The organism is Paenibacillus sp. FSL H8-0261 (assembly GCF_045040645.1).
Taxonomy (GTDB): Bacteria; Bacillota; Bacilli; order Paenibacillales; family Paenibacillaceae; genus Paenibacillus_AQ.
Genome location: NZ_CP150297.1, coordinates 3693264 through 3709495, shown reverse-complemented (window position 1 = coordinate 3709495; position 16232 = coordinate 3693264). Strand labels below are relative to the sequence as shown.

General features: G+C 42.6%; 14 protein-coding genes. 11 read left to right on the top strand and 3 right to left on the bottom strand.

The features are described 5' to 3' along the window. Positions 1-90: 90 nt before the first annotated feature. The 8 genes from MHI27_RS16350 to MHI27_RS16315 all read left to right on the top strand — a co-directional run bounded on the left by MHI27_RS16350 (position 91) and on the right by MHI27_RS16315 (position 10584). Complete coding sequence (locus MHI27_RS16350; RefSeq protein WP_405174212.1) at positions 91-1761, top strand: spore germination protein; 1671 nt, start codon at positions 91-93, stop codon at positions 1759-1761. A 37-nt stretch (positions 1762-1798) separates the two neighbouring features. Next, positions 1799-2902, top strand: coding sequence for a GerAB/ArcD/ProY family transporter (locus MHI27_RS16345; RefSeq protein ID WP_405174211.1), 1104 nt, complete (start codon positions 1799-1801; stop codon positions 2900-2902). Beyond that, a complete protein-coding gene (locus MHI27_RS16340; protein WP_405174210.1) occupies positions 2895-4085 on the top strand; it encodes a Ger(x)C family spore germination protein in 1191 nt (396 codons plus the stop codon). Before MHI27_RS16345 ends, MHI27_RS16340 begins: the two co-directional genes overlap by 8 nt. 190 nt (positions 4086-4275) lie before the next feature. After that, a complete protein-coding gene (locus tag MHI27_RS16335; protein ID WP_042188568.1) occupies positions 4276-5649 on the top strand; it encodes an extracellular solute-binding protein in 1374 nt (457 codons plus the stop codon). Between the two features lie 76 nt (positions 5650-5725). Next, complete coding sequence (locus MHI27_RS16330) at positions 5726-6619, top strand: carbohydrate ABC transporter permease (protein ID WP_405174209.1); 894 nt, start codon at positions 5726-5728, stop codon at positions 6617-6619. Between the two features lie 17 nt (positions 6620-6636). After that, on the top strand, positions 6637-7560 hold the full coding sequence (locus MHI27_RS16325; RefSeq protein ID WP_405174208.1) for a carbohydrate ABC transporter permease: 924 nt from the start codon (positions 6637-6639) through the stop codon (positions 7558-7560). Between the two features lie 77 nt (positions 7561-7637). Beyond that, positions 7638-9419 (top strand): sensor histidine kinase, encoded by a 1782-nt coding sequence (locus MHI27_RS16320; RefSeq protein WP_339241375.1) that lies wholly within the window; start codon positions 7638-7640, stop codon positions 9417-9419. Further along, complete coding sequence (locus MHI27_RS16315; protein ID WP_405174207.1) at positions 9400-10584, top strand: response regulator; 1185 nt, start codon at positions 9400-9402, stop codon at positions 10582-10584. Before MHI27_RS16320 ends, MHI27_RS16315 begins: the two co-directional genes overlap by 20 nt. A gap of 74 nt (positions 10585-10658) precedes the next feature. Here MHI27_RS16315 and MHI27_RS16310 read toward each other — a convergent pair whose 3' ends face one another. Together MHI27_RS16310 and MHI27_RS16305 are read right to left on the bottom strand one after the other, a co-directional pair. After that, entirely contained in the window at positions 10659-10973 is a 315-nt protein-coding gene (locus tag MHI27_RS16310; RefSeq protein ID WP_283907517.1) for a DUF4190 domain-containing protein, read from the bottom strand. A 24-nt stretch (positions 10974-10997) separates the two neighbouring features. After that, a complete protein-coding gene (locus MHI27_RS16305) occupies positions 10998-11777 on the bottom strand; it encodes a GNAT family N-acetyltransferase (RefSeq protein WP_405174206.1) in 780 nt (259 codons plus the stop codon). A gap of 175 nt (positions 11778-11952) precedes the next feature. Here MHI27_RS16305 and MHI27_RS16300 point away from each other — a divergent pair, with 175 nt between their 5' ends. Together MHI27_RS16300 and MHI27_RS16295 are read left to right on the top strand one after the other, a co-directional pair. Next, positions 11953-13176, top strand: coding sequence for an MFS transporter (locus MHI27_RS16300; protein ID WP_405174205.1), 1224 nt, complete (start codon positions 11953-11955; stop codon positions 13174-13176). Next, complete coding sequence (locus MHI27_RS16295) at positions 13173-13697, top strand: GrpB family protein (protein WP_076283636.1); 525 nt, start codon at positions 13173-13175, stop codon at positions 13695-13697. The genes MHI27_RS16300 and MHI27_RS16295 overlap by 4 nt, the downstream gene beginning before the upstream one ends. An 11-nt stretch (positions 13698-13708) precedes the next feature. On the opposite strand, the gene MHI27_RS16290 is transcribed toward MHI27_RS16295, so the two are convergent. Continuing rightward, positions 13709-14572: an AraC family transcriptional regulator gene (locus MHI27_RS16290; RefSeq protein WP_405174204.1), complete on the bottom strand. Its 864-nt coding sequence runs from the start codon at positions 14570-14572 to the stop codon at positions 13709-13711. Positions 14573-14826: 254 nt separating this feature from the next. Here MHI27_RS16290 and MHI27_RS16285 point away from each other — a divergent pair, with 254 nt between their 5' ends. Continuing rightward, positions 14827-16125: an alpha-glucosidase/alpha-galactosidase gene (locus tag MHI27_RS16285; RefSeq protein WP_405174203.1), complete on the top strand. Its 1299-nt coding sequence runs from the start codon at positions 14827-14829 to the stop codon at positions 16123-16125. The last annotated feature ends 107 nt before the right edge of the window (positions 16126-16232 follow it).

Below are 16232 nucleotides of genomic sequence, written 5' to 3'. Positions count from 1 at the left end.
ATCTAGACTTTCCTCCTATTCCAGAAGTTGTATAAAAATAGGGCAGGCGGAGAATAGTATCTAGAAGATTCCTATTAAAGGATGATAACGATGTGGTCTAAAATAGTCTCGTATATTCCGGATTGGACAATTTTTATGCAGGCGGCGATCACGCTGCTCTTTCCCATAGGGATTTATTATTTTTACAAGCATTTGTATTTTTATGTTGGAAGCGGACGCTCCAAGGAATCAGGGGCTAAATCTCAGGATTCGGAACCGAAGAAGGCAGACAACGAGGAAGCAAATCAGCAGCGTCCTGTGACTACTGCGTTTACCCAAGACTATGATGCCAACCTAACAGCGATAAGAACGGCATTGCGGGAAAACAGTGATGTGCATTTCCGTGAATTCTCAGTTAAAAGTATTCAGGCACGTGCCACGTTGGTTTATGTTGAGGGAATGCAGGATGAAGAACTAATCAATCAACAGGTGCTGCAAAATCTGATGTTTGCCGGTGAAATGCAGGCTTCAGAAGGAATATACACCTATATGAAACAGAATATGCTTCCGCTGGTTCAGCTGAATGAAACCAGAGATTTGGACTATCTGCAGGAGTCTGTCCTGTTTGGCTACACTGCACTGATTGTCGAGGGAATGCGTGAAATGCTGCTGGTTGGCTTTCCACATGGAGCAGTCCGCGCAATTACTGAGCCGACCTCCGAAGCATTACTGCGGGGACCACGGATTGGCTTTACCGAAGTGCTCAGCGAGAATACCTCTATGCTACGGCGCCAAGGACTCAATAAGAATCTGGAAATGAATAGGGTTGAAGTGGGCAGCGAAATCAAGAAGAATCTGGTTATCGCTTATATGAAAAACATTGTAAATCCTGATCTGTTACAGGAAGTAAAGGACCGAATCTCCAAAATTGATATGGATTTCATTCTGGAATCTGGTTATGTAGAGCAGCTAATCGAGGATGATTATTTAAGTCCGTTTCAGCAAACACAGAACACGGAAAGACCCGATCGTGTGATTGCCTCCTTATTAGAGGGAAGAGTTGCAATTTTGCTTGATGGCACACCGTTTGCACTTATTGTTCCGGTGACATTCAGTATGCTTTTGCAGTCTCCCGAGGATTACTATGAGCGCTGGTTTCCAGGAACACTATTACGTGTGCTACGGTTTTGCGCATCATTTCTGGCTCTGTTAGCCCCGGCGCTGTATATTTCTTTTATCTCCTTTCATCCGGGGCTAATTCCTACACAACTGGCGATTTCCATTATCGAAACACGCCAAGGTGTACCCTTTCCTGCTTTAATTGAAGTCTTGATTCTGGAGATTTCTATTGAAATCTTACGTGAAGCTGGAATTCGTCTGCCGAAGCCCATAGGTCCAGCAATGGGAATTGTCGGAGGTCTGATCATTGGAGATGCCGCGGTACAGGCCGGTATTGTAAGTCCCTTTCTAGTAATTGTCGTAGCCGTGACAGCGATCTCTTCGTTTTCCATACCGATGTACAGTGCCGGCATTACCCTCCGAATCTTACGATTCGCAGGCATGTTATTTGCGGCGGTCCTGGGCATGTTCGGAACCATCCTGTTTTTTCTGCTGATTTGCAGTCATCTGACTCGACTTTCAAGCTTCGGGGTTCCTTACATCACCCCTATCTCGCCTTTCCGGGGAAGTGACTGGAAGGATTTATTCGTCCGTGCGCCGTTATCCATCATGAAGCGAAGACCAGAGATGCTGAAGACCCAAAAGAAAAAGCGGAGATCCTAGAGAATGTATTCTTATCAGGAGCAGAGGGGAGACCACAGTGTTCAAACGTACGGATGACAAGATCACAACCTCGCAGGCTGCCATAGTATTGACGAATTCGATGCTAGGAGCTGGTATTCTGACCTTGCCCAGAGATATTGTCCAAGCTGTGAAGACTCCAGATGCCTGGATTTCTGTGGTGCTGGGTGGTATTATCGTGTTTTTAGTGATAATGGTAATGGTGAAGCTTAGTCAGCAATTTCCAGGTAAAACTGTTTTTCAGTATTCTAAAAAAATTGTTGGAAATCTTCCAGGCGGTGTGCTGAGTTCTTTGTTGATTCTGTACTTTATTGTGATTGCGGGATTCGAAATCCGTGTATTGGCGGAAGTAACATTGTTCTTTCTTCTGGAAGGGACACCAACCTGGGCGATCGTGATGCCGTTCATCTGGGTTGGTACTTACTTGGTGTACGGTGGGATTAATTCCATTGCCCGCGTGTTTCAGATTGTGTTTCCAATCAGTATCTTTATTCTGATCATTTGTTTTATTTTAAGCACCAGGATTTTTGATATCCAGCATTTGCGTCCTTTTATGAGTGAAGGTCTGATGCCGGTCATCCGGGGCATGAAGTCAAGCATCCTGATCTTTACTGGTTGTGAAGTTGTAATGACAATGACGGCTTTTATGGAGCATCCGCAGGAAGCGGTCAAGGGGATGATGGTCGGATTCTGCATCCCGCTGGTGCTATATCTGGTTACTGTTGTGATGGTTATTGGCGGCCTGACCATTAATTCTGTAATCACCAGTACCTGGCCAACAATAGATTTGGTACGAAGCTTTGAAATTTCAGGGTTCTTTTTTGAACGATTTGAATTTCCGCTGCTGGTCATCTGGCTGATGCAGATGTTCTGTAATTTTTGCAGCTTTTTCTTTAATGCGTCACTTGGAATCTCGCAAGTGTTCAACCTGAAAATCCATCCGGTGATGTTCGCCTTAATGCCCGTAATCTTCATCTGCACGATGATCCCGCAACGCATCAATGATGTCTTCAGTCTTGGTGATTCGATTGGCTATATGGGTGTGCTGATCTTTATATTGTTGCCACTGTTATTGTCGATTGTATTACTCATTAGGAAGAAAGGACTCAAGCAGAATGTTTAGACAGAGGGGTATACACTTACTATTAATATTCATGATTCTGCTTACGCAGCCTGGCTGTTGGAGTAGTAAAGAAATTGAAGACCTAAGTGTTTATACGGGATTGGCGCTAGACAAAGGGGAACCTAATGCGCTTGAACGGGAATTCGAGGAACGTGGAGGAAGCTACCAAAAGCATAATAAAGTTACGGCAACCGTACAAATTGTGCCTGAAAGAACAATCGGGAACTCCGGCAAAGATGGCGAAACACCGAAAACCCATTTTAACAATATTTCAGAGACAGGAGATTCTCTGCTTGAAGTATTCCGGCAGTTCTCCATTCGCCAGAACCGTCCAATTATAGGCCACCATCTCAAGGTTATAGTCATATCAGAGGATCTAGTGCAAAAGGAGAAGATCAGACGGTTGATGGACTTTGTACTGCGAGATAACGATATCCGTCCCAGCTGTCTCATATTTCTTAGTCAAGGTCGCGCGTCCGATACGCTTATGACGACCTCGGAGGAGATTCCTTCCTTTCGACTGGCAGAGATGGTCCATAACAACTTCAGAACCAGTAAAGTTATGAAGGGCATAACGTTGTCGAATCTAGATGCGCTGATGTACTCCAAGCAAAGCTTTGTGTTGCAGAACGTTGTGGAGGCACACGGTGAGGTCGAATTTTCCGGAGCCGGTATTATCAAGGGAGATACAGGACATTGGATCGGCAATCTTGACCAACATGATGTGGAGAGTATTGCCTGGATCAAGGGAGATATAAAAGGCGGGAGCATCAAAGCATATGATCAGTCGAATGACTCGATTACTTATGAGATTAAATCCGTTAAGAGCAAGATTACACTGAATGAAACCGATGATAAGAAGATATCGTTTCATGTTGCAATTGAGTCCACTGGACGACTAATAGAGGATTGGGATGTGAAAGAGCATTCCTCGAGTGTTGGTTACTTCAAAGAACTAGAGAAGATATTTGAAGAGAAATTAACCCAACATATCAATAGTCTTATCCATAAGATGCAGTCCACTTACAAGGTGGAGGTAGCAGGATTCGGTGATTGGTACAGCATTGAAAAGCCGCATGTCTGGAAACAGATTAAGGATCATTGGGACGAGGAATTTACTCGGATTCCAGTGACCTTTGATTTAAAGCTTAAGATTACCGATTTTGGTTCAACATCTGATTGAACGAATTTTCAGACAGAATATCGAAAATATTTTTAATCGAAGCACCCGAATTAGCGGGTGTTTCGTTATGTTCGGACATATATTGTATTTTTCTAGAAAAAACAAACCATATATCTTAAATTTGACACCTTGTTGAAAGCGCTTAACAGTACAATAATAAGCCTATAACGAAAATAGGGGGCGTCAAACAATGGTCAGCAAAAAAATGAAGGCAACTTCAACAATTGCGTTATCAGCAGCTTTGGTTTTAAGTATGGCAGCGTGTGGAAATTCAAACAACAACGAGAGTAAAGGCGCTACAGAGTCGAAAGGGAATACAGCTACGAATGCTCCAGATGCCGGAACTACAAAAACCGAAAGCGGTAAGAAGGTCACGATTACTTTTCAAAATATTTACCCGGATCCAGCAACACCTTCTTATAAGATGCTTCATGAATTAGTTGACCAATATGAAAAAGAAAACCCTAACATTCACATCGAATTGGATACTTTAAATACGGACCAGCAAAAGGTTAAATTGAAAACACAAGCCGCTTCCAAAGAAATTCCTGATATTACGATTGTTAACCCGGCTGCACAAATGAAACCTTTCGTTGATGCAAAGCTGTTTGCTCCTCTGAATGACATGCTGGATCAAAATGGACTGAAAGACACTTATCAATCCGGTCTACTTGATTACTACAGCTTCGATGGTAATGTTTATGCGCTGCCAGATGGTAATAACATCGAGGTAGTCTACTATAATAAAGAACTCTTCGAGCAAGCGGGCATCGCAGACACTCCTAAAACATTCGATGAACTACTCCAAGATGTAAAAACCTTGAAAGCAAAAGGCATTACGCCAATCGCGATCGGTGAAAAAGATTCCTGGACAGGTTCATTCTTGTTCATGAATATCCTGCTTCGCACCAATGGAGGACCTGGCTTCCTTCAAGATGTACTTGATGGCAAAAAAACATTTGAAGATCCTGCTTTCGTAGAAGCTGTAGATCGTTTCCAAGACCTCGTGCAAGCAGGTGCATTCCCAGATGGAGCAACTTCCATCGATGCTAATGCAGGTGGTAATATCTTCAAATCCGGTAAAGCTGCTATGTGGGTTATCGGTTCATGGGAAACAGGTGCAATTGACGCTTCCTCAGTCGCTGGTAAAGCAGGAGCCTTTCAATTCCCAAGTGTTAATGGTAAAGGGGATCCAAATGAATTCATGCTCGCACCAGGTAGCGCCTTTGCGATTTCTGCAAACAGTGAGCATTTACAAGAAACGAAAGATTTCTTGAATTTCTTCACACTGAATCTTCCTAAAAAACAATTTGAACTTAAAAATGCTGTAGGGATTGGTCAAAAAGTGGATGGAGACCTGAAAGGCGCAGGATATTCTGATCTGGCGATCAACATTTCAGGATTGTTCAATCAGGTTAAAGGTGGCGACTTGGCCTTTGACAACACCATGAACCCAGCTACGGCACAAGTCCATCTAAGCAGCATCCAAAATCTTTTTGTTCAAAAAGTGGATTCCGCCCAAGTAGCTAAAGAACATCAAACCGCATTTGAAGCTAATAAATAAGAAGGTTTTGAAAACGCGATGCGAGGGTGCTTAAACGCTTCTTCGCATCGTGTTTACATTCTAGGGGGCGGAAATAATGAAGGTACTAAAGGTTCAAGCGCGCACAATCGCCGTCTTCGTGTTACCTTGCCTGCTTTTGTATGTGTGCTTGGTGTTTGCTCCTATCCTAGTATCCTTTTATACAGGATTGCTGCAATGGGACGGAATTACGACTACGAAAACATTTGCTGGACTTGCTAATTTCAAAGAGATGTTTTTTCATGATCCAGTGTTTTGGCCATCTGTAAAAAGAACGTTACTCTATGCTGTGGCTTCCATGGTGGAAATTCCATTTTGTTTGTTGATGGCTATCCTGCTAAATCGGTACGTGAGAAAAGGAAACACTTTAGTTTCTATTTACTTTACGCCGGTTATTTTGTCGGTGGTTATCATTGGGCAGCTCTGGAAAACGATCTATGACCCTGTCTCCATGGGCGGGATGTTGAATGGCGTCCTGATCTCTCTTGGGCTGGATAGCTGGACTCACAATTGGATCACAGAACCTAAAATTGCGATGTTTGCGCTTTATGCAGTATCTCTTTGGCAATATTTTGGCTACCATTTGCTGATTCAATATACCGGTGTTCAGAATATCCCGGATGAGCTGTATGAAGCGGCAAAGATTGATGGGGCTGACGGATTCAAAGCCGATCGATATATTACTTTTCCGCTGATTATTCCAATCTTTAAAATATCTATCGTACTCGCCTTTATAGGATCTTTGCAGGCTTTTGATCTCGTTATGGTCATGACAGCCGGTGGACCTGCTCATGCTACAGATGTTATTTCCACACATATGTACAACAGTTCATTCTTATCCTTTAAATATGGATATGGTAGTGCTATCGCTTCGTTCTTGGTCATACTGTGCCTTGTGTTTACTGCTAGCATTAATACTATCTTTAATAAGCTTGAGAAAAAATTCAGTTAGCAAAGGAGTGCGCGATCATGCGGAATGTCAAGCATAAACGCCCAAAGCGTCCTTACAAGGACGGTAAGCGTTTAAGCGAGAAATATAAGAATAATGTATTCCGTGAAACTAATACGTTCTTATATTTTAAAAAAGGACTCGTGTATCTTCTCTTTGCGATTCCTGTCGTTACCCAGCTATATCCTCTGCTATGGTTAATGCTCTATTCCTTGAAGACCAATGAAGAGATTTTGGGAGGAAGTTTTTTCTCATTTCCTAAAGTATTTCAGTGGCATAACTATAGCGAGGCTTATAAGTCCGGTAGTTATCTAAAGTATTTATCCAATAGTGTATTGGTTACTGGTGTAACGATGATCTTCGTTATCCTGCTTAGCTCGATGGTAGCTTACGCGATCTCACGGTTCCGTTGGCGTTACGGCAACTTGGTCATGACGATCTTCTTAATGGGGATGATGATTCCCATGCAGGCCACCTTGCTCCCGCTGATGATCATTTTCAAAAATATGCATATTCTGAATACACACTTATCGCTCATATTGCCTTATGTTGCTTTTTCAACCCCTATAGCGGTGTTCATATTAAGTGGCTTTATGAAGAGCATTCCGCATGAAATTGAAGAATCAGCCTTTATTGATGGGGCGAGCGTATATCGGATCTTCCGCACGATCATTCTTCCTGTATCTGTACCACCGGTAATGACTGTATGTATTCTAACGTTCATCAACATTTGGAATGAGTATATCTTAGCGGCCACCTTCATTTCCTCCGAGAAATTGAAGACCTTGCCCTTTGGTGTGTACACATTCGTTAGTCAGTATTCTGTAAATTATGGGAATATCGGTGCATTTCTAGTGATGGGTGCCTTACCCGTCATTTTAATCTATTTCTTCTTATCCAATCAGATTACAAAAGGAATGGTGGCGGGCGCAGTAAAAGGATAAATCTATATTGCAAATTACAATAATGGAATTATAATGAAGAAGCAGCAGGACAGATGAGTTTGAGGAGGGAAGCCTTTTTGAGAAACAGCTTTCATTCCATCCACCATCGATTGTTTTTGCTGTTTCTTTTTTGTATGTCTAGCATTCTATTAATTGTGAGTCTGCTCTATTACAACCGGACAACCGTACAGTTTCATGAGAAAATAAGTGATTTGTCGCAGAAGAATGTCGCTCAGACAGCGGATCTATTCAGCTTACTGTACAAAGGGTATGATAGTCTCTCTAAATCACTCAGCAATAACTTTGAATTGATACGTTTGATTAATGAGACAAGCACAGAGCCCGCGGTAGCTTACATCAATGAACAGACGATTACCAATATTTTAGGAGCTATATTTTATTCTCGGGATGATCTCGTAGGTATTCATGTCATTACAGATAAAGGTAAGATCTATAATTACGGAAACTATATGAATGTGGTTGATCCCGAATATATGAAGGAAGATTGGTACCATCAGCTGCAAGCTTCCTCCGGTAAAATGGTCTGGCTCGGCGTCTATGAACATTCTCTTATCGATCAAGTGGAGGATAGCCCTGTGTTTGCCTTCGGCCGTCAGATTTACGATCTCAATGAACACAAACCGATTGGCATTGTTCTGTACGAGACGAATCCGAAGCCTGTTCTGGATGCGTTGGATAATGTGAAGCTGGGTGAGCATAGCCAGGTGTATTTAATGTCGCAGGATGGACGATTCGTATCTTCTGCCGAAGATCAGGAACCTGATTTAACTCAGCTCCCGTCTTTACAGAACTCCCAGAATGTTGTGGTCGAACAGACAGCCAACCGTCTGCTTGTTGCTTCTAAACTGTCCTTCTCTGGTTGGTGGGTGCTTAGTATCACTCCTAATCGCGACCTAAATGTAGAGTTGGTAGAGATGAAACGGTATCTGTTCATTGTATTTTCGATTCTTGTTCTCGTCTCTACTTTGATAGCTTCTATTGTTTCACGAACGATTTCTTTGCCGCTTAAAAAGGTGATTCGAGAGATGAAGCAAGTGGAGATCGGTAATTTTCGGGGAATGGTGAATGTTTCATCTTATCAAGAGATTAATATTCTTGTTGCTTCGTTTAATCGGATGGTTCGCCGAATCGAAGAACTAATCGAGCGGGTAAAACTTTCTTCCGTCAGTGAGAAGAATGCTGAGCTTCATGCCTTACAATCTCAAGTGAACCCACATTTTCTATACAATACTCTGGATATGATTTATTGGATGCTGGATGAGGAAGGGAATGAGCAACTGGGAGAACTTGTTCTCTCGCTATCTTCGATGTTCCGGTACAGCAGTCATTGGGAAGTTGACGTAGAAGTCACGTTACGAGAAGAACTGGAACAAATCGGGCACTATCTAAATATTATTTCTATCCGGCTGGAAGGTCGTCTACGGATTGAGATAAATATAGATGAACGATGGCTTGAGGTTCGCCTTCCCAAGATGACTGTACAACCGGTCATTGAAAATGCTGTAAAACATGGCTTGGAATCGCTCGATCGTCAAGGTATTTTGAAGGTGAGTATACTTGAAGAAACTGGAGTGCTGAACATCGTCGTTCAAGATAATGGCAAAGGTATGGATGCAGAGAAGCTGAATGCGCTGGTGGAATCCTTGGATCGACCTACAACGAAAGAAAATGGAAAAATGGGGATCGGTCTTCAAAATCTGCATCGGCGGCTCCAGCATATGTTCGGGGAATCCTATGGTCTTGTGATTCGAAGCTTACCTGGAGAAGGAACCGAGGTTGCTATCATGCTGCCGATTCCGCAGGAAGGAGAGCATAGTCGTGAACATTCTCATAGCTGATGATGAACGGGTGATCCGAGAAGGCATTAAGCGCACTATAAGAAGTATCTATCCAGATTATTGTGTACATGTTGCTGCGTCGACAGAAGAAGCTGTCAAGATTATGGAGGAACAGTCCATCCATATCGTCTTAACAGATATTCTTATGCCCGGTATGAATGGCCTAGAGTTCATGAGGATTTCTAAGCGGCGGTATCTTTATGTCAAATGGGTGGTCATCTCTGCACACAGTGAGTTCGCCTATGCGCAGGAGGCCGTTCGTCTTGGAGCGAGAGATTATCTACTTAAGCCGATCGGCAAAAGCAAGCTACTTGAGATTATTAGTAACTTATCGCTAGAAATAGAGCAGGATCATAAGCTTATTAAAGATGAAGACCGATTAAGGTCAAGTCTGAAATATTTAAGAGAAGGTGTATTTCAAAGGCTCGCTTCTGGTTTTAATCTCGGTAATTTAGACATCAGCCAATTAATAGAAGACCATCAATGTTTCTATTTGATTTTGCTACAAATGGATGCGGGTGATAAAAACATTCGGATAGAACATTTTATTGTAGAGAATGTGTTAACTGAGCTGATAGAGCGTGACGGGAGCGGTTTTGTGGTCAGCTATGACCGCCAGAGTCTGCTGGGATTAATCACCTTAAGAGAAGAAGCACGATTAGAATCTTTTCTGGAAGATGGGCGGACCTATTTGAAGCAATATTTAAAAACACCTTTCCAAATGATCCATTCCGGACTTAGCTACGATATAAATACTGTCCCTCAGATCGTAACGAGCTTAAGAGAGGCAGTGAATTCGCAAGTATTGGATTTAACGCCAGCGAAAGGTAGTGGCGAAAAAGCAATCGACATCGCATTGCAATATGTAAAGGAACACTATTACGAAGACCTTACTTTGGAAAAGATTGCTTCCGTTGTATTTCTGAATCCGGTCTACTTCAGTCAATTATTTAAACAGAAGACGGGTCAAGGCTATAAAGAATATGTGACATCCTTACGATTGGAGCAAGCGAAGCTGCTGCTAGTAAACTCGAAGCTTAAGGTGGCAGAAATCGCCGAACGTATTGGATATCAGGACATGCGACATTTTACACAGATGTTCCGCAAGCGGTTCCTCGTAACTCCTACGGAGTATCGTCAGCAGCTTAACAACGGAACCTACTGATTTGTCCATAGGATAGGAAAAAGGATCTCTGTAGCCATTAGGGTGGCTATAGAGATCCTTTTTTTGTGTGTAGATCAGTATGGGTAACTAGAAGCTGCGTATATAAAAAAAATGAAAAATAAAATTAATATGGCGTAAAGTAGAGTGCCGACAATTCCGCATACCAGACCCGCGATAGCTAAGCCTCTTCCTTGCTCATATCGAACCCGTATTTCTTTAAGGGATAGGGCAGACAGAATAACCGCTACAATCCCTAACAAAAATCCGATATAAGGAACAATTATGGAAAGCACTCCTAAGACGAAACCAGCGATTGACTTGCCATTCATCGGTGTTGGTGGGGGCGGGGGAGGATAATAGTTCTGATTCTCGTTCGGCCCATAACTCATTCAAATCACCTCCTATCAAGCGTGTTATTGGATGTAGTTAATCCAGTGTTCAAGCTGTACACAAGGAATGAGTCCAATTGATTCAGCTAGTCTGATGGAAGCTTGATTTGTTTCAAGCACATGATAGCGTGGAATAAACCCTCGTTCTAACGTTTCTTGTATGGCGGTTTGGACCACCTTTTTCGCATACCCGTTTCTTTGAGAGGATTCTAAAGTATGTACAGCGCCGATTTCCCAGATAGTTTCTTCATTACGGAACGCTAAGCAGGTACTGACCGGATTGTCGTCTAGGAAAATTGACACGGAAAAAGCCCCGTTTTGAAAATAGTCTTCTATTTCGTCTTTCGTGTAATGATTAGCGGCCCACAGCGGAATTAATCTGTCGTCAACCACTTGACTGATAACAACATCTTCGTCCTTCGGATAGATTTGTCCCTCAGCTGTACTGTATGAGTAGAACCCCCGGACTTTCTCCATTGAAAAATGTGATGATAATGCCTCTTTATAGTTCACGTCTTGCAGTTTAAAAACAATTTTTGCTTGTGGAGGCAACAATTGAAACAGAGCCGGAAATACATCTGGGCTGCTGTAATCCATAAATACGATGTAATCCGCTTGAGGATATACTCTATGATCATATGCGTACGCTGAAGCAGGAAGAAGCAATAAAACACCCCATTGATTTCCTTGCTCCACAAGATGAGACTCCATGACTTCATGGAATGAGGTTAGCATTTTTAATAAACTGACATTCTTTAACGGTTCTTTGCGCAATCTGGTCATAATTCGGTCATTCTGGTGCATGTTATTTACTCCCCGCTCAATATATTTCAATATAAATTGTACTTATGCAGATCATTGTATTTAGGATAATTATTATATCGCAGAAATACGTCAGCTTGACAGTGACTGCTATAATGTATTAGGAAAATAAAGCTTGCTGTTTATGCAGCATACGTAATCGGAGGCACAGAATTTCATGACACAATCTATCACACCCGCTGCAGTTCGTGTAGGAGGAGGCCTAACTAAGCAATTCATACTTATTTTAGCCATTGCATCAGGATTAAGCGTTGCAAATATGTATTACAATCAGCCCCTTTTGGCCGATATAGGACGAACATTCCATGCATCCTCTAACGCAGTAGGATATGTATCGATGCTTACTCAGATCGGTTATGCGCTTGGGATGTTATTCTTTGTTCCGTTGGGCGACATCCGTGAACGAAGAACACTAATATCCGGACTTCTTATTGCTGTATCACTATCACTTGTTGGTTTCGCTACAGCTCAGAACCTTATTTGGATGTATATCGCCAGTTTTGCTATTGGCATTACTACGGTCGTGCCGCAGGTTATCATTCCTCTCTCGGCGGAGCTCGCTTTGCCAGAAGAAAGAGGAAAGGTTATTGGAACAGTAATGAGCGGGCTGTTTTTTGGTATTTTGCTTGCAAGAACAATATCCGGAATTATAGGAGATATGTTCGGCTGGAGAGCCATGTACTGGATTGCCGCAGCTATAATGCTATTGTTATCCCTTATCTTATACCAACTAATTCCAAAGACGAAACCAGAAAATAATTCATCCTATACAGATCTACTGAAATCAATGGGGAGTTTGATTCGCAGATACTCGACGCTTCGTGAAGCATCATTGATTGGTGCTTGTATGTTTGGTGGCTTCAGCGTGTTCTGGACTTCACTGGCTTTCTTTCTAGAAGGTGAACCTTACCACTATAGTAGCTCTATCACAGGCTTGTTTGGGTTGATCGGTGTAGCAGGTGCTGCGGGTGCTCCATTTATCGGTAGGTTAGCTGATAGGATCGCACCGAAAAAGATAGTAGGTATACTACTATTGCTGACATTGATTGCTTATGGATTCTTCGGTTTAGCTGGATTTACAATTTGGAGCCTGATTGCCGGTGTTATTATCCTGGATCTTGGAGTACAAGGGTCACAGGTTAGTAACCAAACACGGATCTATGCACTTGAGCCGGCGGCGCGCAGCCGAATAAATACGGTGTTTATGGTTAGCACTTTTACAGGTGGAGCTATTGGATCAACACTTGGAAGCTTTGCATGGCAGCATTGGGGCTGGAATGGCGTCTGTCTGATGGGTGGAACGCTAATTGTGGCCGCTATATGCATATGGATAGTCTATAGAGGAATTGAGAAGAAGACATTCAACGCAGGAGGTGCATGAGCATCGCTCAGAAGACGAAAGTCGTAGAAGTTGTCCCTTATGATCCAGAGTGGAAGGTAGAATTCGATAGAATAAAAGAACAGTTGTTATCTTATGTTGGCGACCTCATTATTACGATAGAGCATGTGGGGAGTACTTCCATTGAAGGACTCGCTGCTAAACCCATCATAGATCTTGATCTTGTAATGGATAGCTACGATGTACTCCCACAAATCATAGAACGTTTACAACAGCATGGTTATGAACATCAAGGGAACTTGGGAATCGAGGGCAGGGAAGCCTTCAAAAGACGTCAAGCGGACGAATTCATGAAATATCATCTGTATGTATGCCCTAAGGATGGAAAAGGGTATTTGGAGCATATCGCTTTTAGAGACTATCTCCGTTCAAATGCGGAAGCACGTCAAGCATATGCAGAAGTCAAACAGCATTTGGCGGAACAACATCGCTACGATATGGATGCTTACTGTGAAGGAAAGACAGCGTTTGTCACCTCGATTTTATCAAAAGCCATGAAATAACCCATAAGCAATCATATGCCAGATCGAAGATGGCTTCGATATTCACTGGGGGACATACCGCTCCACTTACGGAACTGCTTGGAGAAATATAACGCATCATTGAAACCGACCGAAGAGGATACCTGGTCGATGGTGAGCGTTCCTCCAAGCAGTTCCTTTGCTTTATCCATGCGAACCTTTAACAAATATTGCTTGGGTGACATTCCGATCTTTTGCTTAAAGGCCTTAGAGAGGTGTGCCCTATGATAACCAAGAGAGGATGCCATGTGGTCGATACTGATCTGTTGATGAAATTGGAGAGAGATCCAGCGGATCGCTTGATTGATCTGGCGGTCGATAACATCCGGTAATTGTGCGGATTTAGGGGTGAGCGAACTTTTGTTCGCAAGACCGAATTTGTGCACCAGAAGGCGCAGCCACCCAGAAGCCTCCAAACTTTCCAACCTTGGATAAGCAGACTGCTGAAAGGAAAAACGAATATGCTCATACAAGTTATGTATTTCTATAAGGTTATCTATGTGTATTAACGGCTTGTCCGGTGTAATCCCCACTTCTTTAAATAGCTGTTGAACGGCTTCCCCTTGCAAGGCCACCCATACATAAGTCCAAGGCTGTTCCATGTCTGCCTGATAGCTGAATAATACCCCTGGGAAAATAACAAAGGTATCTCCTGTACCACATACCTGTGAGTTACTTCCACTCTGAAATATGCCTTTTCCGTCTATTACGGTATGTATAAGGTAGTAATCGTGAACAGATGGCCCCATTTTATGTCCAGGAACCGGTTTGCCTTCACCGCTGAACAATACAGTCAGGTCGGGTTCATCTGGAGCAAGATTAAGCCCTGCTGAGAAATGATAATGCTCTGAAGCCATTTGCTTCTGACCTCCTATACATGATTTGAATTACAATTAGATTATAGGACATATCACTAAAATGCAACAAACATCCATATATGAATTGTATTTCTCCATACTCATTGAGACCGCTCTCATTTATAGTGAATAGTGAAGAGAGAGACGGATATCCTCTGACATTCTAGTGTTTATAAGGGAAATTCATTGAGGTTTTCTGAGTGGCTAGCGATGTCGAGACCGTAGAACTCACTACTTAAGGAGGAATATTTCATATGTCCAAAATTACATTTATCGGAGCGGGTAGTACTGTATTTGCAAAAAATGTTTTAGGAGATTGCATGAGAACTCCAGCCCTTCAAGGCTTTGAGCTTGCCCTATATGATATTGATCTTCAGCGCCTGAAAGATTCCGAGAATATGCTGAGTAATATAAAAGCAAGTAGTGGCAGTACTTGTATCGTGAAATCCTATACGGATCGTAAGGAAGCTTTGCGCGGAGCTAAATATGTGATTAATGCGATTCAGGTCGGGGGTTACGATCCTTGTACCATTACAGACTTTGAAATTCCGAAGAAATATGGCTTGCGTCAAACGATTGCGGACACGGTTGGTATCGGTGGTGTTTTCCGCAACTTACGCACGATTCCTGTCATGCTTGATTTTGCTGCAGATGTGAGAGAGGTTTGTCCAGATGCTCTGTTCATGAATTATACGAATCCAATGGCAGTATTGACCAATGTGATGAACACTTATGGTGGTGTGAAGACTGTTGGATTATGTCATAGCGTACAGCATTGTATTCCAGGCTTATTCGAGCATCTGGGAATGGATCAGACAGGTGTACAGGCTAAGATTGCCGGTATTAACCATATGGCTTGGCTACTCGAGGTTACGAAGGACGGAGAGGACTTATATCCAGAAATCAAACGCCGCGCTGCTGAGAAGCAGAAAGAGCATCACGGGGATATGGTTCGTTATGAAATGATGCTTAAATTTGGTTACTACATTACGGAGTCTTCAGAACATAACGCAGAGTATCATCCTTATTTTATCAAACGTAATTATCCTGAGCTCATCGAACGCTTTCAAATTCCACTCGACGAGTACCCACGCCGCTGTGTAGAACAAATTGAACGGTGGCAGAAGATGCGTGAAGAATTAGTAAATAACAAAGAGCTTGTACATGAACGTTCGCATGAATATGCGTCCTACATTATGGAAGCCATCGAAACGAATGTACCTTTCAAAATTGGTGGTAATGTTATGAATACAGGTCTTATCACCAATCTTCCGAAAGAAGCATGTGTAGAAGTTCCGTGCCTTGTAGACCGCAGTGGCGTTACTCCAACCTTCGTGGGAGATCTGCCTCCGCAGTGTGCCGCACTGAATCGTACGAACATTAATACACAATTGTTAACAATTGAAGCAGCGATTACTCATAAGAGAGAGCATATTTATCACGCAGCTATGCTCGATCCGCACACAGCCGCCGAACTGTCGATGGATGACATTACGAATATGTGTGATGAACTGATCACAGCCCATGGAGATTGGTTGCCCGCGTATAAATAAAATTTCATATTGTTACAATTTTATAATTCTAAAGCCTGAGAAATCAGGCTTTTTTTGCTTATCTGTCTAGGACAACTGGGGCCCTACGGAATACAAATATATGGACA